At 61.6% G+C, this 20,419-nt stretch carries 17 protein-coding genes; 6 read left to right on the forward strand and 11 right to left on the reverse strand.

Going from position 1 to position 20,419, the window contains the following annotated elements; genetic code table 11:
* Positions 1-88: 88 nt before the first annotated feature.
* The 6 genes from phoU to J3Q04_RS25095 all read right to left on the reverse strand — a co-directional run bounded on the left by phoU (position 89) and on the right by J3Q04_RS25095 (position 8,557).
* The gene (phoU, locus tag J3Q04_RS25070; protein ID WP_030139132.1) at positions 89-850 is read right to left on the reverse strand and encodes a phosphate signaling complex protein PhoU; all 762 of its coding nucleotides are present in this window, start codon (positions 848-850) and stop codon (positions 89-91) included.
* Positions 851-964: 114 nt separating this feature from the next.
* Positions 965-1,798, reverse strand: a complete 834-nt coding sequence (pstB, locus tag J3Q04_RS25075; protein WP_420767113.1) for a phosphate ABC transporter ATP-binding protein PstB — start codon at positions 1,796-1,798, stop codon at positions 965-967.
* A 170-nt stretch (positions 1,799-1,968) separates the two neighbouring features.
* Positions 1,969-3,639 carry a phosphate ABC transporter permease PstA gene (gene pstA / locus J3Q04_RS25080; RefSeq protein ID WP_420767112.1) on the reverse strand — a complete coding sequence of 557 codons (1,671 nt, stop codon included), beginning with the start codon at positions 3,637-3,639 and terminating at the stop codon, positions 1,969-1,971.
* 15 nt (positions 3,640-3,654) lie between these two features.
* Positions 3,655-5,688, reverse strand: coding sequence for an ABC transporter permease subunit (locus J3Q04_RS25085; RefSeq protein WP_434611693.1), 2,034 nt, complete (start codon positions 5,686-5,688; stop codon positions 3,655-3,657).
* Between the two features lie 406 nt (positions 5,689-6,094).
* Positions 6,095-7,093: a phosphate ABC transporter substrate-binding protein PstS gene (locus J3Q04_RS25090; protein WP_053127032.1), complete on the reverse strand. Its 999-nt coding sequence runs from the start codon at positions 7,091-7,093 to the stop codon at positions 6,095-6,097.
* A gap of 165 nt (positions 7,094-7,258) precedes the next feature.
* Positions 7,259-8,557: an MFS transporter gene (locus J3Q04_RS25095; protein WP_420767109.1), complete on the reverse strand. Its 1,299-nt coding sequence runs from the start codon at positions 8,555-8,557 to the stop codon at positions 7,259-7,261.
* A gap of 372 nt (positions 8,558-8,929) precedes the next feature.
* Between J3Q04_RS25095 and J3Q04_RS25100 the strand changes: the two genes are divergently transcribed.
* Positions 8,930-9,334, forward strand: a complete 405-nt coding sequence (locus J3Q04_RS25100) for an acyl-CoA thioesterase (protein WP_030139126.1) — start codon at positions 8,930-8,932, stop codon at positions 9,332-9,334.
* Between the two features lie 57 nt (positions 9,335-9,391).
* Positions 9,392-10,291: a D-hexose-6-phosphate mutarotase gene (locus J3Q04_RS25105; protein WP_434608796.1), complete on the forward strand. Its 900-nt coding sequence runs from the start codon at positions 9,392-9,394 to the stop codon at positions 10,289-10,291.
* A 133-nt stretch (positions 10,292-10,424) separates the two neighbouring features.
* On the opposite strand, the gene J3Q04_RS25110 is transcribed toward J3Q04_RS25105, so the two are convergent.
* From J3Q04_RS25110 to J3Q04_RS25130, 5 genes are all read right to left on the reverse strand, one after another.
* Complete coding sequence (locus tag J3Q04_RS25110) at positions 10,425-10,961, reverse strand: DUF3299 domain-containing protein (RefSeq protein ID WP_082112055.1); 537 nt, start codon at positions 10,959-10,961, stop codon at positions 10,425-10,427.
* 86 nt (positions 10,962-11,047) lie between these two features.
* The gene (locus tag J3Q04_RS25115; protein WP_186611365.1) at positions 11,048-11,293 is read right to left on the reverse strand and encodes a GlsB/YeaQ/YmgE family stress response membrane protein; all 246 of its coding nucleotides are present in this window, start codon (positions 11,291-11,293) and stop codon (positions 11,048-11,050) included.
* A gap of 102 nt (positions 11,294-11,395) precedes the next feature.
* Positions 11,396-12,481, reverse strand: coding sequence for a 5-(carboxyamino)imidazole ribonucleotide synthase (locus J3Q04_RS25120; protein ID WP_420767107.1), 1,086 nt, complete (start codon positions 12,479-12,481; stop codon positions 11,396-11,398).
* 12 nt (positions 12,482-12,493) lie between these two features.
* Positions 12,494-12,985: a 5-(carboxyamino)imidazole ribonucleotide mutase gene (gene purE, locus J3Q04_RS25125; RefSeq protein WP_420767106.1), complete on the reverse strand. Its 492-nt coding sequence runs from the start codon at positions 12,983-12,985 to the stop codon at positions 12,494-12,496.
* A 332-nt stretch (positions 12,986-13,317) separates the two neighbouring features.
* Positions 13,318-14,235 carry a LysR substrate-binding domain-containing protein gene (locus J3Q04_RS25130; RefSeq protein ID WP_420767105.1) on the reverse strand — a complete coding sequence of 306 codons (918 nt, stop codon included), beginning with the start codon at positions 14,233-14,235 and terminating at the stop codon, positions 13,318-13,320.
* Between the two features lie 182 nt (positions 14,236-14,417).
* Here J3Q04_RS25130 and aspA point away from each other — a divergent pair, with 182 nt between their 5' ends.
* The 4 genes from aspA to J3Q04_RS25150 all read left to right on the forward strand — a co-directional run bounded on the left by aspA (position 14,418) and on the right by J3Q04_RS25150 (position 20,131).
* Positions 14,418-15,842: an aspartate ammonia-lyase gene (gene aspA / locus J3Q04_RS25135; protein WP_434608793.1), complete on the forward strand. Its 1,425-nt coding sequence runs from the start codon at positions 14,418-14,420 to the stop codon at positions 15,840-15,842.
* A gap of 488 nt (positions 15,843-16,330) precedes the next feature.
* Complete coding sequence (locus J3Q04_RS25140) at positions 16,331-17,782, forward strand: alanine/glycine:cation symporter family protein (RefSeq protein ID WP_434608791.1); 1,452 nt, start codon at positions 16,331-16,333, stop codon at positions 17,780-17,782.
* A 132-nt stretch (positions 17,783-17,914) separates the two neighbouring features.
* Positions 17,915-18,919, forward strand: a complete 1,005-nt coding sequence (locus J3Q04_RS25145; protein WP_434608789.1) for an asparaginase — start codon at positions 17,915-17,917, stop codon at positions 18,917-18,919.
* A gap of 219 nt (positions 18,920-19,138) precedes the next feature.
* Positions 19,139-20,131 (forward strand): AraC family transcriptional regulator, encoded by a 993-nt coding sequence (locus J3Q04_RS25150; protein WP_434608787.1) that lies wholly within the window; start codon positions 19,139-19,141, stop codon positions 20,129-20,131.
* The last annotated feature ends 288 nt before the right edge of the window (positions 20,132-20,419 follow it).

The following is a 20,419-nucleotide window of genomic DNA, read 5'->3' on the forward strand; positions in this document are numbered from 1 at the left end:
GACTTTTCGTTCGCGGGGTGCTGCTTTCGACTAAAAAAAGCGCAAAAAAAAAGCCCGACCAGAAGGCCGGGCGCTTTTCTTGGCAATCTTACTTATCGTCAGTTTCACCGGGAACATTAGCGGTTTCGGACGGGGTGCCCTCCACTTCTTCCTTCATCCGCTTGAGCCCCATGTGGCGCACATCGGTGCCACGCACCAGGTAGATGACCAATTCGGAGATGTTGCGCGCATGATCGCCGATACGCTCCAGGGAACGCAGCACCCAGATGATGCTCAACACCCGCGAGATAGAGCGTGGGTCTTCCATCATGTAGGTCGCCAGTTCACGCAGGGCGGTCTTGTATTCGCGGTCGATGATCTTGTCGTACTGCGCCACCGACAGCGCCAGGTCGGCGTCGAAACGGGCAAAGGCGTCCAGCGCGTCGCGGACCATGTTGCGCACCTGGTCACCAATGTGGCGAACCTCGACGTAACCGCGCGGGGCTTCGCCTTCTTCGCACAATTGGATGGCACGACGGGCGATCTTGGTGGCTTCGTCGCCGATCCGCTCAAGGTCGATCACCGACTTGGAAATGCTGATGATCAGGCGCAGGTCGGAAGCGGCCGGCTGGCGACGGGCAAGGATGCGCAGGCACTCTTCGTCGATGTTGCGTTCCATCTGGTTGATCTGGTCATCGATCTCGCGCACCTGCTGGGCCAGGCCGGAATCAGCCTCGATCAGCGCGGTCACCGCGTCGTTGACCTGCTTTTCCACCAGCCCGCCCATCGCCAGCAGGTGGCTGCGCACCTCTTCAAGCTCGGCGTTGAATTGCGCGGAAATGTGATGAGTGAGGCCTTCCTTCGAAATCATGGTTTTGCTCCGCAAAAGCTGTGAGCTGCAAGCTTCAAGCTGCAAGCTGATGTGTGTCGTTACTCGGATCGCTTTTTACTTGCCGCTTGCAGCTTGACGCTTGCGGCTCTAGGGCTAGCCATAGCGACCTGTGATGTAGTCCTCGGTCTGCTTCATGGCCGGATTGGTAAACAAGGTATCGGTGTCACCGAACTCCACCAGCTTGCCCATGTACATGAACGCGGTGTAGTCGGACACACGCGCCGCCTGCTGCATGTTGTGGGTCACGATGACGATGGTGAACTTGGACTTGAGCTCGTAGATCAGCTCCTCGACCTTCAGTGTCGAGATCGGGTCCAGTGCCGAGCAAGGTTCGTCGAGCAGCAGGACTTCCGGCTCCACCGCGATGGTGCGGGCGATGACCAGACGTTGCTGCTGACCGCCGGACAGGCCCAGGGCCGAATCGTGCAGGCGATCCTTGACCTCGTCCCACAGCGCCGCGCCCTTGAGGGCCCATTCCACGGCTTCGTCGAGGACCCGCTTCTTGTTGATGCCCTGGATGCGCAGGCCGTAGACCACGTTCTCGTAGATGGTTTTCGGGAACGGGTTGGGCTTCTGGAACACCATGCCAACGCGGCGGCGCAGCTCGGCCACGTCTTCGCCCTTGCGGTAGATGTTGTTGCCGTAGAGGTTGATCTCGCCTTCGACGCGGCAACCGTCCACCAGGTCGTTCATGCGGTTGAAGGTGCGCAGCAAGGTCGACTTGCCGCAGCCCGACGGGCCGATGAACGCGGTGACGCGCTGTTTCGGGATGTTCAGGCTGACGTCGTATAACGCCTGCTTCTGGCCGTAGAACAGGTTCAGGCCGGGCACTTCGATGGCGACGGTTTCCTGAGCCAGGTTCAAGCTCTGCTTGTCGCGGCCCAGGGCCGACATGTTGATGCCGTGTGTGTGTGCTTCGTGTTGCATGGGAGGCTCCCTGTGCTAACAAATTCGGTTCGGTTGGCCAATGAGTGGCCAGGCCAATCTGTGTATGTGTGGGAGCGAGCCTGCTCGCGATTCAGGCGACTCGGTCTGATTTTAGAACCGAGGTGATGCCATCGCGAGAAGGCTCGCTCCCACAGGAAATCGATGTGTAATCAACTATCCAGTGCTTTGTACTTTTCGCGCAGGTGGTTACGAATCCACACCGCCGACAGGTTCAGGATCGCGATCACCAGCACCAGCAGCAGCGCCGTGGCGTAGACCAACGGCCGGGCAGCCTCTACGTTCGGGCTCTGGAAGCCGACGTCATAGATATGGAAGCCCAGGTGCATGATCTTCTGGTCCAGGTGCAGGTACGGGTAGTTGCCATCCAGCGGCAGCGACGGCGCAAGTTTCACCACACCCACCAACATCAACGGCGCAACTTCGCCAGCGGCACGGGCCACCGCGAGGATCATGCCTGTCATCATCGCCGGGCTCGCCATCGGCAGGACGATTTTCCACAGGGTCTCGGCCTTGGTCGCGCCGAGGGCCAGAGAGCCTTCGCGCACGGTACGTGGAATCCTTGCCAGACCTTCTTCGGTGGCGACGATTACCACCGGCACCGCCAGCAACGCCAGGGTCAACGATGCCCAGAGCAGGCCTGGGGTACCGAAAGTCGGCGCCGGCAAGGCTTCGGGGAAGAACAGTCGGTCAACCGAACCGCCCAGCACGTAGACGAAGAAGCCCAGGCCGAACACGCCGTAGACGATGGCCGGGACACCGGCGAGGTTGTTCACCGCAATGCGGATCAGACGGGTCATCGTCCCCTGGCGCGCGTATTCACGCAGGTAAACCGCCGCCAGCACGCCGAACGGCGTCACGATCATTGCCATGATGAGGGTCATCATCACGGTGCCGAAAATCGCCGGGAAGATACCGCCTTCGGTGTTGGCTTCACGCGGATCGTCGCTGAGGAATTCCCAGACCTTGCTGAAATAGAAACCCAGCTTGGTGAGCGTGCCCATGCCGTTTGGCTGGTAGGCATGCACCACTTTGCCGATTTCGATTTCCACTTCCTTGCCGTTGGCATCGCGGGCCGTCAGGCTGTCGCGATTGAACTGGCCATGCAGGTCGGCCAGGCGCGCCTCGATGTCCTTGTAGCGAGCGTTGAGTTCGGCGCGTTCGCTTTCCAGGTCGGCCTGGGCGGCGGCGTCGAGCTTGCCGTCCAGCTCCAGCTTGCGACCGTGCAGGCGGATGCGCTCCAGGCCAGCGTTGATCGCGCCGATGTCGGTTTTTTCCAGGGTCTTGAGCTCGTCGGCCAATTGGTTGACCCGCTCGATACGCGCCTGCAACTGCGGCCACGCCGCTTCGCCCTCGGCGATGACCTTGCCTTGTTCCTTGACGTTGACCAGGTAGCCGTAGAAATTGCCCCACTCGCGGCGCTCAAGGGCCATCAGCTCCGGTGGTGTGGTCTGGTTGGTCAGCCAGTCGCCGACGATCCAGGTGAAATCGGTGCCGTTGAGGTCACGATTGCCGACCTTGACCAATTCACGGGTCATGAACTCAGGGCCTTCGTCCGGCACCGGCAGGCCAGCACTTTTCAGGCGCTCGCGAGGCACTTCTTCTTTCTGTACGACTTCGCCTACCACCAGGTGCGCAGGCATGCCCGGCACGTTGTAATTGGCGTGGATCAGGTCCGCCGGCCAGAAGTGGCCGAGGCCGCGCACGGCAATCACCGCCAGCAGGCCAATGGTCATGATGACCGCGATGGACACCGCGCCACCGCTGATCCAGACGCCAGGGGCGCCGCTCTTGAACCATCCTTTCAGGGAGTTCTGTTTCACAGACTTCTACCTTTCTTAAAGCGACGAATATTTCTTGCGCAGACGCTGACGGATCAGCTCGGCGAGGGTGTTCATGACGAAGGTGAACAACAGCAGCACCAAGGCCGACAGGAACAGCACGCGGTAATGGCTGCCCCCGACTTCGGACTCAGGCATTTCAACCGCCACGTTGGCCGCCAGGGTGCGCAGGCCTTCGAACAGGTTCATCTCCATGACCGGCGTGTTACCGGTGGCCATCAGCACGATCATGGTCTCGCCCACCGCGCGACCCATGCCGATCATCAGCGCCGAGAAGATGCCCGGGCTGGCGGTGAGGATCACCACGCGAGTCATGGTCTGCCACGGCGTGGCGCCGAGGGCCAGAGAGCCCAGGGTCAGGCCGCGCGGCACGCTGAACACGGCGTCTTCGGCAATCGAGTAGATGTTCGGGATCACCGCGAAGCCCATCGCCAGGCCCACCACCAAGGCGTTGCGCTGGTCGTAGGTGATGCCCAGGTCATGGGAAATCCACATGCGCATGTCGCCGCCGAAGAACCAGGCTTCAAGGTACGGGCTCATGTACAGCGAGAGCCAGCCCACGAACAGGATCACAGGGATCAACAGCGCGCTTTCCCAGCCATCCGGCACCCGCAGGCGAATGGATTCCGGCAGGCGGCTGAAGACGAAGCCGGCGACGAGGATGCCGATCGGCAGCAACATCAGCAGGCTGAAGATGCCCGGCAGGTGCCCTTCGACGTACGGCGCCAGAAACAGGCCGGCGAAGAAGCCGAGGATCACCGTCGGCATCGCTTCCATCAGCTCGATCACCGGTTTGACCTTGCGGCGCATGCCCGGCGCCATGAAGTAGGCAGTGTAGATCGCGGCGGCAACCGCCAGCGGCGCGGCCAGCAGCATCGCGTAGAACGCGGCCTTCAAGGTGCCGAAGGTCAGCGGCGAAAGGCTCAGCTTGGGTTCGAAGTCGGTGTTGGCGGCGGTCGATTGCCAGACGTATTTGGGTTCGTCGTAGTTTTCGTACCAGACCTTGCTCCACAACGCACTCCAGGACACTTCCGGGTGTGGGTTATCCAGCATCAACGGTTGCAGCTTGCCGCCCTGCTCCACGATCAGGCGGTTGGCCCGTGGGGACATGCCGAACAGACCTTGGCCGTCGACTACCTGGTCCACCAGCAAGGTGCGGTGGGCGGTGCTGTGGAACACGCCGAGCTTGCCGGCGGTGTCGAGGGCCACGAAACCCTTGCGGCGTTCCTCGGCGCTGATCTCGACGATGGGCGCGCTGCCCATCTGGAAAGTACGAATCTGTTTGAAGCGCGATTCACCGTCCGGATCGCGAGCCATGAACCACTGGGCCAGGCCACCCTTGGAGTCGCCGATGATCAGCGAAATCCCCCCTACCAACTGGGCGGCCGCGGTGACTTGGGCATCGGCGTTCTCCAGCAGCTTGTAGCGACCGTTCAGGCTCTTTTCCCGCAGGCTGAACACGTCGGCCTGGGCGCGACCGTTGACCACGTACAACCACTGCTGGCGCGGGTCGACGAAAATGTTCTTCACCGGCTCGGTCATCTGCGGCAGGTCGATACGCGTCTGCTCGCTGGTGATTTCGCCGGTCATCATGTTTTCTTCGCTGGTCAGCGACAGCACATACAGCTGCGCGCCACTGGAGCCGGCCAGCAGCAGCGTCGAATCGGTGGCGTTGAGGCTGACGTGTTCCAAAGCCGCGCCCTGCTCGTTCAGCGCGATCGGCGCCTCGCCGTACGGGTATTCGATCGCGGGCGAAATGGTTTTCTTGCCATCGGGGTAACTGACTTTATAAGTGTGGCGGAACACCAGGGCCTGGCCGTTGGACAGGCCGATCGCCACCAATGGGCTGCCGGGCTGGTCTTCACCAATGGACGTCACACTGGCGCCGGCCGGAACCGGCAGGTCGACGCGGCGCAGTTCGGCACCGCTGTCGAGGTTGTAGAACAGCGCCTGGCCCTTGTCGGAGACCCGCATGGCCACTTGGTTCTGCTCTTCGATGGCGATCATCAGCGGCTTGCCGGCGTCTTGCATCCAGGCTGGGGTGATCGAATCCTTGGCGGTCAGGTCCGCGCCCTGGAACAGGGGCAGCACCACGTAGGCGAGGAAAAAGAAAATCAGGGTAATGGCCGCCAGGACGGCGAGGCCGCCCACCAGCACGTACCAGCGGGTCAGGCGATCCTTGAGCGCACGAATGCGGCGCTTGCGTTGCAGCTCAGGCGTATTGAAGTCAATGCGCTTGGGAGGGGAAGTCGTAGTCATTGTGGAGTTGGCCAGATCATTCATGCGCACACCCTAGCGATCCTGTATGACAGAAAGATGACAGTGAAGTGACGCAACAAATCCGCCGCCAGCTAGAAGCGGCAGCGGATGGGAAAATTGGGCGGTGGAAGTGGTCTGCACTCCCACCGCAGCCCGGGCGTTGGCCCGGGCTCAGGTGTTACTGCTTGGCGACGTTGCCGCCTTCCTGCAGACCCAGGTCAGCCAGTGCCTTGGCGGCAACTTTGGCTGGAACCGGGATGTAGCCGTCCTTGACCACGACTTCCTGGCCTTGCTTGGACAGGATCAGCTTCACGAACTCGGCTTCCAGCGGGGCCAGAGGCTTGTTCGGCGCCTTGTTGACGTAGACGTAGAGGAAACGCGACAGCGGGTACTTGCCGTTCAGAGCGTTTTCTTCGGTGTCTTCGATGAACTCGCCGCCTTCTTTCTTGGCCAGGGCAACGGTTTTCACGCTGGCGGTCTTGTAGCCGATACCCGAGTAGCCGATGCCGTTAAGCGAGCTGCTGATCGACTGCACAACCGAAGCCGAACCCGGCTGCTCGTTGACGTTTGGCTTGTAGTCGCCCTTGCACAGGGCTTCTTCCTTGAAGTAGCCGTAGGTGCCGGACACCGAGTTGCGACCGAACAGCTGGACTGGCTTGTTGGCCAGGTCGCCGGTCACGCCCAGGTCGCCCCAGGTCTTGACGTCAGCCTTGGCGCCGCACAGGCGAGTCGAGGAGAAGATCGCATCGACCTGGGCCATGGTCAGGTGCTTGATCGGGTTGTCCTTGTGCACGAACACGGCCAGGGCGTCCACGGCAACCGGGATAGCGGTTGGCTTGTAGCCGTACTTCTGTTCGAAGGCCTGCAGCTCGTTGTCTTTCATCTTGCGGCTCATCGGGCCCAGGTTGGCGGTGCCTTCGGTGAGTGCGGGTGGCGCGGTGGAGGAACCGGCGGCCTGAATCTGGATGTTTACGTTCGGGTATTCTTTCTTGTAGTTCTCGGCCCACAAGGTCATCAGGTTGGCCAGGGTATCGGAGCCGACGCTGGACAGGTTGCCCGACACACCAGTGGTCTTGGTGTAGCTCGGGATCGCAGGGTCAACAGCGGCAACCGCGTTGGCAGTCGCAACGCCAGCAGCGACAAAGGTCATTGCCGCCATCAAACGCTTCAGTTTCATGCCTTACTCCTAGCAGATAGGTGTGTTAAGTCGGCCAAGTATTGGGAAGCCGTGTGAACACTCTATGGCTGAAATATGACAATTGGATGAAAGGCCAGCATTGAGGTTTGCAGGATGTTGTGGCGAAGGGATTCATCCCCTCGCCACAGGGCTGTTCGGCGCCGCTTAGCGGCCTTTCTTCCAAAGATACCCACCGATCACCATCCCGATGCCGCAGATGATCGCGACGTAATACGCCGGCCCCATCGGGCTTTCTTTCAACAGCAGGGTCACGATCATTGGCGTCAAACCGCCGAAGATTGCGTAGGCCAGGTTGTAGGAAAACGATAGCCCACTGAAGCGCACCACGGCCGGGAAGGCATTGACCATGACGTAGGGCACTGCGCCGATGGTGCCCACCAGCAAGCCACTCAAGGCGTAGAGCGGGAACAGCCACTCAGGGTGAGTGAACAGGCTGTGATAGAAGGTCCAGAACGTGATCAACAACAAACCGCTGCCAAACACGAACACCCGGCCGGCACCAAAGCGGTCGGCCAATACACCGGCGCCAATGCAACCGAAACTCAGGAATACGATTGCCAGGCTATTGGCCTGCAGCGCCGTAGTCGGGCTGAAGTGGTGCACCGTCTGCAACACCGTCGGGGTCATCAGGATGACTACGATGACGCCGGCCGACAGCAGCCAAGTCAACAGCATGGAAATGACAATGGCTCCACGATGGTCGCGCAGCACGGCGCGCAACGGCACTTCTTCGGCCAAGGCCTTGCGCAATTGCAGTTCGGCAAACACCGGGGTTTCGTGCAGCCAGCGACGCAGGTACACCGAAAACAGGCCGAACACGCCGCCCAGCAGGAACGGGATTCGCCAAGCGTAATCCGCCACTTCCACCGGCGTATAAATGCTATTGATGGCGGTGGCGACCAACGAACCCAACAGAATCCCCGCCGTCAGGCCGCAGGTCAGGGTGCCGCAGGCGTAGCCGATGTGGCGCGCCGGCACGTGCTCGGAAACGAATACCCAGGCCCCCGGTACCTCGCCACCGATCGCCGCCCCCTGGATCACGCGCATCAGCAACAAGAGAATCGGCGCCCACATGCCGATCTGCGCGTAGGTCGGCAACAAACCCATGATCAGGGTCGGCACGGCCATCATGAAAATGCTCAGGGTGAACATTTTCTTGCGCCCCAGCAGGTCGCCGAAGTGAGCCATGATGATCCCGCCCAGCGGCCGGGCCAGATATCCAGCGGCAAAAATGCCAAACGTTTGCATCAGGCGCAGCCATTCGGGCATTTCAGCGGGGAAGAACAGCTTGCCGACCACGGTGGCGAAGAACACGAAAATAATGAAATCGTAGAACTCCAGCGCGCCGCCCAGGGCAGAAAGCGACAGGGTCTTGTAGTCGTTACGGGTCAGCGGACGGGCGGGTTGTGCGGGCGTCGCCGTGCTCGAAGGCGCAGTGGTCATGGCAAGGGTTTCTCTTATAGTCGGTTCTCGGCCCGACAACACTGATGAGAGCCCGGGCAGGTTCGGCACGATAGCAAATTGTTCGAAAAAGCACATAGAGGGGCGTAATTGACAGTCAAAATCAGAACCCAGTGGTCGTCTCGACGTCTATCGCCCGATATACTCGCAACCTTGCGACACTCTGTAAGGGGTTGCTGTGCGAAAACGCCGTTGGTGATGTAGTACAAGATCAGCCGGTTTCGCAGAGTTTCCCTTTGGCGCGCCTTTACGAAAAACGTGACGAACGTGGCAGTTCGGGCTGAATCGTTTTTTACAAAGACGGCTATTCACCTGAAAGACAAGACAGAGTTACGGGTCAGAGGCACCCCCGGCATGATAGAGCTCGAACAAGAAGATCCAATCCCGCAAGGCGACCTGGCCCTGCAAATCACCGCGCTTCCCCGTGATACCAACGGCTTCGGCGACATTTTCGGCGGCTGGCTGGTGTCCCAGATGGACCTGGCGGGCACTGCGATGGCCAGCAAGGTGGCGGGCGGCCGCGTGGCGACCGTGGCGATTGATCGCATGGCGTTCCTGGTGCCGGTGGCGGTGGGTGCGCAGTTGTCCTTCTATACCCAGGCGTTGGAGATCGGCCGCAGCTCGATCCAGATGATGGTCGAGGTGTGGAGCGATGATCCGTTGTCCAGCGAATGGCGCAAGGTCACCGAAGCGGTGTTCGTCTTCGTCGCCATCGACGGCAGTGGCCGCACTCGCTCGGTTCCACCACGCGCCCGTTAAACGCGGGGGCCGTTTTGCGGTCCATTGCAGTCCATGTTCCTGAACGAGATGCGCCCCATGCCTACGCCCAATGTCGAAGCCGTCAAACTGGATGAACTGAACGGTTGGCGCATCCGCCACGGTCAGGCCGAGTTGCTGGTGGCCCAGCAAGGCGCGCATATCCTCAGCTATCAGGTGGATGGCCAGCCGCCGCTGATCTGGCTCAATGACCAGGCTACGTTCAAGGCGGGCAAGAGCATCCGCGCCGGTGTGCCGGTGTGCTGGCCCTGGTTCGGCAACCTGACCCGCAACCCCGACAGCATCCAGGCCATGCGCGTCAGCAATGAACCGGCCACGGCCCACGGCCTGGTGCGAGCGATGGATTGGGAATTGAAAGGCATCGAGGCCGTGGGCGAGCGCCTGAAAATCGAATTCGTGCTGCCCTACCCGGAAAACGGGCTGCCTGGGTGGCCCCATCAGGTCGACCTGACGCTGACCATCGTGATGGATGAGCAACTGCATATCCGCCTCACCAGCCATAACCGAGGCAGCGAGACCGTCAGCCTCAGCCAGGCGCTGCACAGCTATTTCGCGGTCAGCGATGTGCGCAACGTACAGGTCGACGGGGTCGACGGCCTGGACTACATCGAGACGCTGGACGACTGGAATACACACACCCAGGCGGGCGACCTGCGCTTCATCGGTGAAACCGACCGTATCTATCTCGATACCCCACCGACACTGAGCATCGTCGACCCCCATTGGAATCGACGCATAGAACTGACCGCTAGCGGATCACGCTCGGCGGTGATCTGGAACCCCTGGACCGAGCGCGCCAAGGCCTTCAGCGACATGGCCGACGATGGCTGGCAGCGCATGCTTTGCATCGAGACGGCCAACGTGATGGATGATGCGGTGACGTTGTTGCCGGACGCCAGCCATACCCTTGGCGTGAGTATTTGCAGCAAGCCGCTCTGACACCGCAAGGCTACTGTGGGAGCGAGCTTGCTCGCGATAGCGGACTGACAGTCAACACCCGCGTCGACTGATGCATCGCCATCGCGAGCAAGCTCGCTCCCACAATTGGAACTGTGTCAGGTCAACCGGCCGGTCACAAATCCGCCTCCTGCACCACCCTCACCTTCTCCGCATCCAGCGCATACGCCGCGCTCGCCAGGTCGTTGTCGACCTTCTCGATCTTCAGGGTGCCGGTGACCCACAGCGGCGTATAGATGTCGTCGAGCTTCACGCCCTTAGGATAGCGCACCAGTACCAATTGATTGGGCGGCGGCGGGGGAACGTGGATGCAGGCGCCCGGGTAAGGCACCAGGAAAAACAGCGTACTGCGGCCTTTGGCGTCGGTTTCCAAAGGAACCGGATAGCCGCCAATGCGCAGGTGCTTGTCATTCATCGACGCCACGGTCTTGGTCGAGTACATCACCGCCGGCAAGCCTTTGCTTTGCTTGAGGCCACCTTTTTCGGTGAAGGTGCCACTGGCTTCGGGGGAGTCGTGATCGATCTCGGGCATCGCCTCGAGGGCTTTCTGGTCCGACTTGGGCATCAGTTCGAGCCAGTCGGTTTCCGGTAGCTCGGCGGCGTGGGCCAGGCCACTGCCCAGCAAAAGAAGGGTCAACACTAGACGGCGCATGAAAGGGCTCGGCAAAGAATGGAATGAAACGCCGGGCAGTTTAGCCCTCTCCGTGCGCCGCGCGGAGAGGGCTTCATCAGGTTTGATCAGTTTCTTTTGATCAGGCCGTAGATCACCAGCAACACGATGGCACCCACCAGGGCGCCGATGAAGCCCGCGCCTTCGCCGGCCTGATAGATGCCCAGGGCCTGGCCGCCGTAAGTGGCCGCCAACGAACCGCCGATACCGAGCAGGATAGTCATGATCCAGCCCATGCTGTCATCGCCGGGCTTCAGGAAGCGTGCGAGCAGGCCAACGATCAAGCCGATTAAAATGGTTCCGATGATTCCCATGGCATTTCCCTCTGATTGAACGCTAAGCCAAAACCCTGATCGGGTTTTGGCACTTAGCCATGAGAGAGGTTAGCCGATGAATGGTTCCACCGCCGTTGCAGACTATTGTTCGGCGATCAGCGTTTCGACCTTGATGATCTGCTGGGCCAACGTGGCACGGTCGGCGCAACGCAGGTTGGCGTGGCCAACCTTGCGCCCCACTTTGAAAGCCTTGCCATAGTGATGCAGGTGGCAGTCGGCGATTGCCAGGACTTTCTCGGTGTCCGGCACTTTGCCGATGAAATTCAGCATCGCGCTTTCACCGACCTTGGCGGTCGACCCCAGCGGCAACCCAGCGACCGCCCGCAGGTGGTTTTCGAACTGGCTGCACTCGGCGCCTTCAGTGGTCCAGTGCCCGGAGTTGTGGACACGCGGGGCGATTTCGTTGGCCTTGAGGCCCCCGTCCACTTCGAAGAACTCGAACGCCATCACACCAACGTAGTCAAGCTGCTTGAGCACGCGGCTGGAGTAGTCTTCGGCCAGGGCTTGCAGTGGATGGTCGGTGCTGGCGACGGACAGCTTGAGAATCCCGTCCTTGTGGGTGTTGTGCACCAGCGGGTAGAAGCGGATTTCACCGTCGCGGGCACGCACGGCGATGAGCGAGACTTCACCGGTGAACGGCACGAAACCTTCCAGCAGGCAGCCGACGCTGCCCAGCTCGGCAAAGGTGCCGGCGACATCTTCAGGGTTGCGCAGGACTTTCTGGCCCTTGCCGTCGTAACCCAGGGTACGGGTCTTGAGCACGGCCGGCAGGCCGATTGAAGCGACCGCGGCTTCCAGGTCAGCCTGGGACTGGATGTCGGCAAAGGCCGGCGTCGGGATGCCCAGGTCCTTGAACATGTTCTTTTCGAACCAACGGTCGCGGGCGATACGCAGGGCTTCGGCGCTCGGGTAGACCGGGACGAACTGGGACAGGAAGGCCACGGTTTCAGCCGGGACGCTTTCGAACTCGAAGGTCACCAGGTCGACCTCATCGGCCAATTGGCGCAAGTGATCCTGGTCGCCATAATCGGCCCGCAGGTGTTCACCCAAGGCAGCGGCACAGGCGTCCGGCGCCGGGTCCAGGAAAGCGAAGTTCATCCCCAGCGGCGTACCCGCCAGGGCCAACATGCGACCCAACTGGCCGCCACCGATTACACCGATCTTCATTCTTCAACAACCTCAGGCAATGCGTGGGTCCGGATTGTCCAGGACGCTGTCTGTCTGCTCAGCGCGGAATTTTTTCAGCACGGTATGAAATTGGGGATGCTTGGCGCCCAGGATACTCGCCGACAGCAGGGCGGCATTGATCGCGCCGGCCTTGCCGATGGCCAGGGTAGCGACCGGAATGCCGGCCGGCATCTGCACGATCGATAGCAACGAATCGACACCCGAGAGCATCGAGGACTGCACCGGCACGCCCAGTACTGGCAAATGAGTCTTGGCCGCACACATGCCTGGCAAGTGGGCCGCACCACCGGCGCCGGCGATGATCACTTCGATGCCACGCGCGTCGGCTTCTTCGGCGTACTGGAACAGCAGGTCCGGGGTACGGTGGGCAGACACCACTTTCACCTCGTAAGGGATGCCGAGCTTTTCCAGCATATCGGCGGTGTGGCTAAGGGTGGACCAATCGGACTTGGAGCCCATGATCACGCCAACCAGTGCACTCATCGTCGTGCCTCTTCTCTCTGGGCGCCCTGGGGCGCGTCAAAAAACAACAAGCCACGCAGGAAACCGGCGTGGCTTGTTGTACGAATGATGGTCGGATGAACCGACCGAAGGCCGGGCAGTATACCGAAAACGAAGGATTAAACGCACTTTCGCCGACCATCTGCTTTTTGTGGTGAAGCGGTGATTTTATTGACTTAGAAGTCAATGTTGCAGCACCGCAAATCCCTTTGTGGGGGCGGACCTGCTCGCGATAGCGGTGTATCAGTCGAGCAAGTATTGCCTGCTAGTCCGCCATCGCGAGCAGGCTCGCTCCCACAGGGTTTGCAGTGCTATCAAGATCCCGTGACACCCTGCACCACCCCACCCTCGAGCTTGCGCCACAGCAACCGCACATTGGCCTTGCGCACCAGGGCGCAGCGGTACAGGCGGATCTCCAGCGGGACATGCCATTGCGCCCCGCCGCAGATCACCAGCTCGCCCCGGGCCAGTTCGTTGCGCACGCTCAGGTGAGGCACCCAGGCGATGCCCAGCCCTTCCAGGGCCATGCTTTTCAGGCTGTCGGCCATGGCCGTCTCGTACACCGTGGTAAAGCGCAGCGCACGCTGGCGCAGCAATTGGTTCACCGAACGCCCGAGAAACGCCCCCGCGCTGTAGGCCAACAGCGGCACGCTGGCTTCGCCTTCGAGGTCGAACAACGGCCTTGCGTGTGGATCGGCCGCGCACACCGGCAGCATCTCGGTCTGGCCCAAGTGCAACGAAGGGAAAATCTCTGGATCCATCTGCATGGCTGAATCGGGGTCATAAAAAGCCAGCATCAAGTCACAACCGCCCTCGCGCAAGGCGTGCACGGCATCGCCGACGTTCGTGGCGACCAGCCGCGTGGCGATGTTCATACCTTCGTTACGCAGTTGAGCGATCCAACGGGGGAAGAAGCCCAGCGCCAGGGAGTGGGCCGCCGCCACCTGGATGACTTCTCCCTGCCCGCCTTCGAGATGATGCAAATGCCGCAGCACTTCGCCCAATTGCTCGACCACCGTGCGCGCCGTCACCAGAAATAACTGCCCCGCCGCCGTCAATTCGATCGGCGTGCGCGAGCGGTTGACCAGCGTCAGCCCCAGCGCCGCTTCAAGGCTGCGGATCCGTCGGCTGAAGGCCGGTTGCGTCACGAAGCGGCGTTCGGCCGCCTGGGAAAAGCTGCGCGTCGCGGCCAAGGCACTGAAGTCCTCGAGCCATTTGCTTTCTAGATTCATTACCGTCCTCCCGAGGGACGCACCAAAGCAGGTCACACGCTCGCCGCACTGTCGGCGTCACACGGGCATTATGCCGAATATGCATAGGCCAGTGTTTAACAGCATTGGCCCAAATTTTTCTGAAAGCCTAGGATTCACAGCGTTCCGGCTCTGACCGGGTCCTTATTGAGATGATTTCCATCATGTCCTCCGCTGCATCATTCCGCACAGAAAAAGACCTGCTTGGCGTACTCGATGTACCGGCGCAAGCGTATTACGGCATCCAGACCCTACGAGCGATCAACAACTTTCGTCTCTCCGGTGTCCCGATCTCGCATTACCCTAAACTGGTGGTCGGTCTGGCAATGGTCAAGCAAGCCGCCGCTGACGCCAACCGTGAGTTGGGCCAGCTCAGCGAAGCCAAGCACGCCGCGATCAGCGAAGCCTGTGCACGGTTGATCCGCGGAGATTTCCACGAAGAATTCGTGGTGGACATGATCCAGGGCGGCGCCGGCACGTCGACCAACATGAATGCAAACGAAGTCATCGCCAACATCGCGCTGGAGGCCATGGGTCACCAGAAGGGCGAATACCAGTACCTGCACCCCAACAACGACGTGAACATGGCGCAGTCCACCAACGACGCCTACCCGACCGCGATCCGCCTGGGTCTGCTGCTGGGCCACGACGCGTTGCTGGCCAGCCTCGACAGCCTGATCCAGGCGTTTGCCGCCAAGGGCGAGGAATTCAGCCACGTCTTGAAAATGGGCCGCACCCAACTGCAAGACGCCGTGCCGATGACCCTCGGCCAGGAATTCCGTGCCTTCGCCACCACCCTGAGCGAAGACCTGGCGCGCCTGAAGACCCTGGCGCCCGAGCTGCTGACCGAAGTGAACCTGGGCGGCACCGCCATCGGCACCGGCATCAATGCCGACCCACGCTATCAGGCCCTGGCCGTACAGCGCCTGGCAACCATCAGCGGCCAGCCGCTGGTGCCGGCCGCCGACCTGATCGAAGCCACCTCCGACATGGGCGCCTTCGTGCTGTTCTCCGGCATGCTCAAGCGCACCGCGGTCAAGCTCTCGAAGATCTGCAACGACCTGCGCCTGCTGTCCAGCGGCCCACGCACCGGCATCAACGAAATCAACCTGCCGGCCCGCCAGCCAGGCAGCTCGATCATGCCGGGCAAGGTCAACCCGGTGATTCCGGAAGCGGTCAACCAAGTGGCATTCCAGATCATCGGCAACGACCTGGCCCTGACCATGGCGGCCGAAGGCGGCCAACTACAACTGAACGTGATGGAGCCGCTGATCGCCTTCAAGATCTTCGACTCGATCCGCCTGCTGCAACGGGCCATGGACATGCTGCGCGAGCACTGCATCGTCGGCATCACCGCCAACGAAGCGCGCTGCCGCGAGCTGGTCGAGCACTCGATCGGCCTGGTCACCGCCCTGAACCCGTACATCGGCTATGAAAACGCCACCCGCATCGCCCGTGTTGCCCTGGAAAGCGGCCGCGGCGTGCTGGAGCTGGTGCGCGAAGAAGGCTTGCTCGACGACGCCATGCTCGACGACATCCTGCGCCCGGAAAACATGATTGCTCCGCGTCTGGTCCCGCTCAAGGCTTGATCGACGCCACCACCGCTCACCAGGTCGAGGGACTAGACACCTCTCACCTTTTGAGGGCTTGGGGACTCGTACCCCAAGCCCTTTTTTTTAACCGTCAACTGAGGCGCCAGCGAAATTTGTAGGAACAAGCCTGCTCGCGACAAACAACGACGCGCTGCCGTTGTACCCCGCGTCGCCAGCCATCGCGAACCGGCTTGCTCCTTCAGGAACCTGACCGAAAGGCCAGGAGATAAAAGGGTTCGTTTCGTCGTATGCACCACAACTGTGCAGACGGGCGTCGCACTGATAGGTATAGTGCCGCCCCTCTTCGCATGGGTGGTCGTCGTCAACGAGGCCTCGAAACATGCGAAAACCGAACTAATAACAAACCCGCGAAGTGGACCGGGACGAAACATCGCCCCCTCTGTCGAGCCGCGTGCCGACGGACGTAACACGATGTTTCCAAATGGCCAGCATTTGCTTTTAACAAAAAACAGCGAGGAATACTCATGCTCGAAGTCATCAACGACTTCCTCTCAGGGAAAGTGCTGATCGCGCTCATTGTCGGGCTCGGTGGCTACTTCACGATCCGCTCGCGTTTCGTCCAGTTCCGTCATTTCTTTCATATGTTCGCGGTGTTCCGTGACAGCCTGAAAAGCAGCACCGACCAGCTCAGTTCGTTCCAGGCCTTGATGCTCAGCCTGGCCGGCCGCGTCGGCGCGGGCAACATCGCCGGTGTCGGCATTGCGGTGACCCTCGGTGGTCCGGGTGCGGTGTTCTGGATGTGGGTGACCGCGCTGGTCGGCATGTCCAGCAGCTTCTTCGAATGCTCCCTCGGCCAGCTCTACAAGCGCTGCGACTCCGAAGGCCAGTACCGTGGCGGCCCGTCCTATTACATCCAGCACGGGCTGCAGAAGCGCTGGTTGGGCATGATCATGGCATTCCTGCTGCTGATCACCTTTGGCTTCGCCTTCAACGGCCTGCAAGCCCACGCCGTGACTCACTCGTTGAACAACGCCTTTGGCCTCGACACCACCTACACCGGTTTGGGCCTGGCGGTATTGCTGGGCCTGGTGTTCATCGGCGGGATCAAGCGTATCGCCAAAGTGGCCGACCTGCTGGTACCGGTCAAGACCCTGGCGTATATCGCCGTGACCCTCTACGTGATCGTGCTGCAGTTCGAACACGTGCCGGGCATGCTGGCGACTATCGTCAAGAGCGCCTTTGGCCTGGACCAGGCTTTCGGTGGCCTGATTGGCAGCGCCATTGTCATGGGCGTCAAGCGTGGCGTATTCGCCAACGAAGCCGGCCTGGGCAGCGCGCCTAACGTCGCGGCCGTTGCGTCCGTCGAGCACCCGGTCGCCCAAGGCGTGGTCCAGGCGTTCAGCGTGTTCCTGGATACCTTCGTGATCTGCACCTGCACCGCGCTGCTGATCCTGTTGTCGGGCTTCTACACTCCAGGTTTCGAAGGCGACGGCATTGCCCTGACCCAGAACTCCCTGGCGGCCGTGGTCGGTGACTGGGGCCGGGTCTTCATCTCCGTGGCCCTGTCGTTGTTCGTCTTCACCTCGATCCTCTACAACTACTACCTGGGCGAAAACAACCTGCGCTTCATGCTGGGTGAAAACCGCAAGGCGCTGATGGCGTATCGCACCCTGGTCCTGGCACTGATTTTCTGGGGCGCCATCGAGAACCTGGGCACCGTGTTCGCGTTCGCCGACATCACCATGACCCTGCTGGCGTTCGTGAACCTGATCGCGCTGTTCCTGCTGTTCAAAGTCGGCATGCGCATCCTGCGCGACTACGACGACCAGCGCTCGGCCGGCATCAAGGTGCCTGTCTTCGATTCGAGCAAGTTCCCTGACCTGGACCTGGACCGCAAAGCCTGGCCAGCGAGCCCGTCGGCGCCTGCCGCCGATTCCGGCAACGCTCCGGCAAGCCTGGCTGCAGCGCAACGCTGATCAACGGTCTGTTGGAAAAAAACCGGGCGCATCCCCTGCGTCCGGCGTGACACAACATAAGGTCGGCGTCATGCTCGACCTTATGTTGCGGCAGCGAGTGAAGCTGCTGTTTTCGTCCTCGGAGAACTTCCCATGAATGCCTCGACCTATCCTGCCGCCCAGCACGTCATGGTGCTCTACACCGGCGGCACCATCGGCATGCAAGCCAGCGCCAACGGCCTGGCCCCGGCATCCGGCTTCGAAGCGCGGATGCGCGACTACCTGCACAGCCAACCCGAACTGGTCGTGCCCCAGTGGCGCTTCCGGGAAATGGCGCCGCTGATCGACAGCGCCAACATGACGCCAGCGTACTGGCAGCAACTGCGCGAAGCGGTGGTCGATGCCGTGGATGTGCAAGGCTGCGACAGCGTGCTGATCCTCCACGGCACCGACACGCTGGCCTACAGCGCCGCTGCGATGAGCTTCCAGTTGCTGGGCCTGCATGGGCGGGTCTGCTTCACCGGTTCGATGCTGCCCGCCGGCGTGACCGACAGCGATGCCTGGGAAAACCTCAGCGGCGCGCTGGTCGCCCTCGGCCAAGGCCTGGCGCCGGGCGTACACCTTTATTTCCACGGTGAACTGCTGGCGCCGACCCGTTGCGCGAAAGTGCGCAGCTTCGGCCGTCATCCGTTCAAGCGCCTGGAACGTCAGGGCGGGGGCATCAAGGCGGCTTCCCTGCCAACGCAGCTGAATTACAACCAGCCCAAACACTTGGCGAATGTCGCGGCGTTGCCGCTGTTTCCCGGCATCGGTGCCGAGATCATCGATGGCCTGCTGGGCAGCGGCATCCAGGGCCTGGTGCTGGAGTGCTACGGCAGCGGCACCGGGCCGAGCGACAGCCCGGCGTTCCTCGCCAGCCTGGCACGGGCGCGGGACAGCGGCGTGGTGGTCGTGGCGGTGACGCAGTGCCATGAAGGCGGCGTCGAGCTGGACGTGTACGAAGCCGGCAGCCGTTTGCGCGGCGTTGGCGTGCTGTCCGGCGGCGGCATGACCCGCGAGGCGGCGTTCGGCAAGTTGCAGGCATTGATTGGCGCGGGGTTGCCGGTGGATGAGGTTCGCCGGCTGGTTGAGCTGGATCTGTGTGGCGAGCTGAGCTGATCCGAACCTGCACCGAGTTGTGGTGAGTGGCTTTTGTGGCGAGGGAGCTTGCTCCCGCTCGGTTGCGCAGCGACCGCAAGATTTAGGGGGCCGCTTCGCCCGAGGCGTCGGACCGGCCCAGCGGGAGCAAGCTCCCTCGCCACAATGGCAGTGTCCTGGCAGATACCGTTCGGCATACAACTTGCTCCGTCTCCCGTCTCCCCAGGCTGGAAACGGACCATGTTGCATTCCCACCTCACCACCCTCAACGCCGTCTCCCTGGTACTCGATGCCTTCAAGCACGATGGCCTGCCCAGTGATGCATTGCTGGCCGGCAGCGGCATCAGCACGGCGGACTTGAGCCGGGCCGACACGCGCATCACCACCAACCAAGAGATGCAGGTCTGTGCCAACGCCGTGGCCCTCAAGCGCGACATTGGCTTGGAATTGGGGCGCAACATGCACGTTTCTTCCTACGGCATGCTGGGATACGCCCTGCTCACGAGTGCCACCTTAGGTGACGCTTTGCGCCTGGCGTTGCGCTACCCGGCGCTGTTGGGAACACTTTTCGAGCTGGCCTTGGAGGACGACGGCGAGCACATCTGGCTCAGCGCCGGCGACTACCGGGAGAACCCGGCCCTGGCGGTGTTCAACGCCGAGTTCTGCATGGTGTCGCTGAAGGTGATCTGCAACGACCTGCTCGGTCACCCGCTGCCCTTGCGCGCGGCGCGCTTCGAACACTCGGCGCCGGACTACCAGGCGCGCTACGCCTACCTGTTTGACTGCCCGGTGCGCTTCGACAGCTTCGATAACGCCTTCGCCTTCGATCGCTACTGGCTGGAACAACCCTTGCCGCTGGCCGACCCCATCACCCACCAAGCCATGGCCGAACGTTGTCGGCGGCAAAACACGGAATTCACCGGCCGCCAAGCCTGGCTGGGACGAATCCGCCAACTGCTCGGCGCGCAACTGGACGCCGCCCCGGGCCTGGAAGGCCTGGCCGAGCAAATGAACTGCTCGGCGCGCACCCTGCGCCGGCACCTCAAGGACCTGGGTTGCAGCTACCAAGAACTGCTCGATGAACTGCGCTTCGAGCGGGCCAAGCAGATGCTCTGCGAGGATCAGCTGCCGATCTACCGGATCGCCGAACTGCTTGGCTTCAGTGAAACAGCGAGCTTTCGCCATGCCTTCGTGCGCTGGAGCGGCGTGGCGCCGAGTCGGTTCAGGGCGTGAAAGTTGGCTTCAACACGATCCCCGTGGTGAGGAAGCTTGCTCCCGCTCGGCGGCGTAGCCGTCGCAAACCGGCTGACGCGGATTATCTATAGAAACGCGTTGGATCGGTTGGGGCGGCTTCGCCCCCCAGCGGGAGCAAGCTCCCTCGCCACGGGTTGTGAAACTGCGAACCCGTCCACGCCCCGAATCGGCTCACACCCGCGCCAACAAGGGGCGATTTACGGTCAAACCTTTTGGCCATTTCGATCCCCTTTTGGCCTCTCCTGCCGTTCTCCGAAACGCTTCGCG

Source organism: Pseudomonas sp. D4-21, assembly GCF_051132125.1.
Taxonomy (GTDB): Bacteria; Pseudomonadota; Gammaproteobacteria; order Pseudomonadales; family Pseudomonadaceae; genus Aquipseudomonas.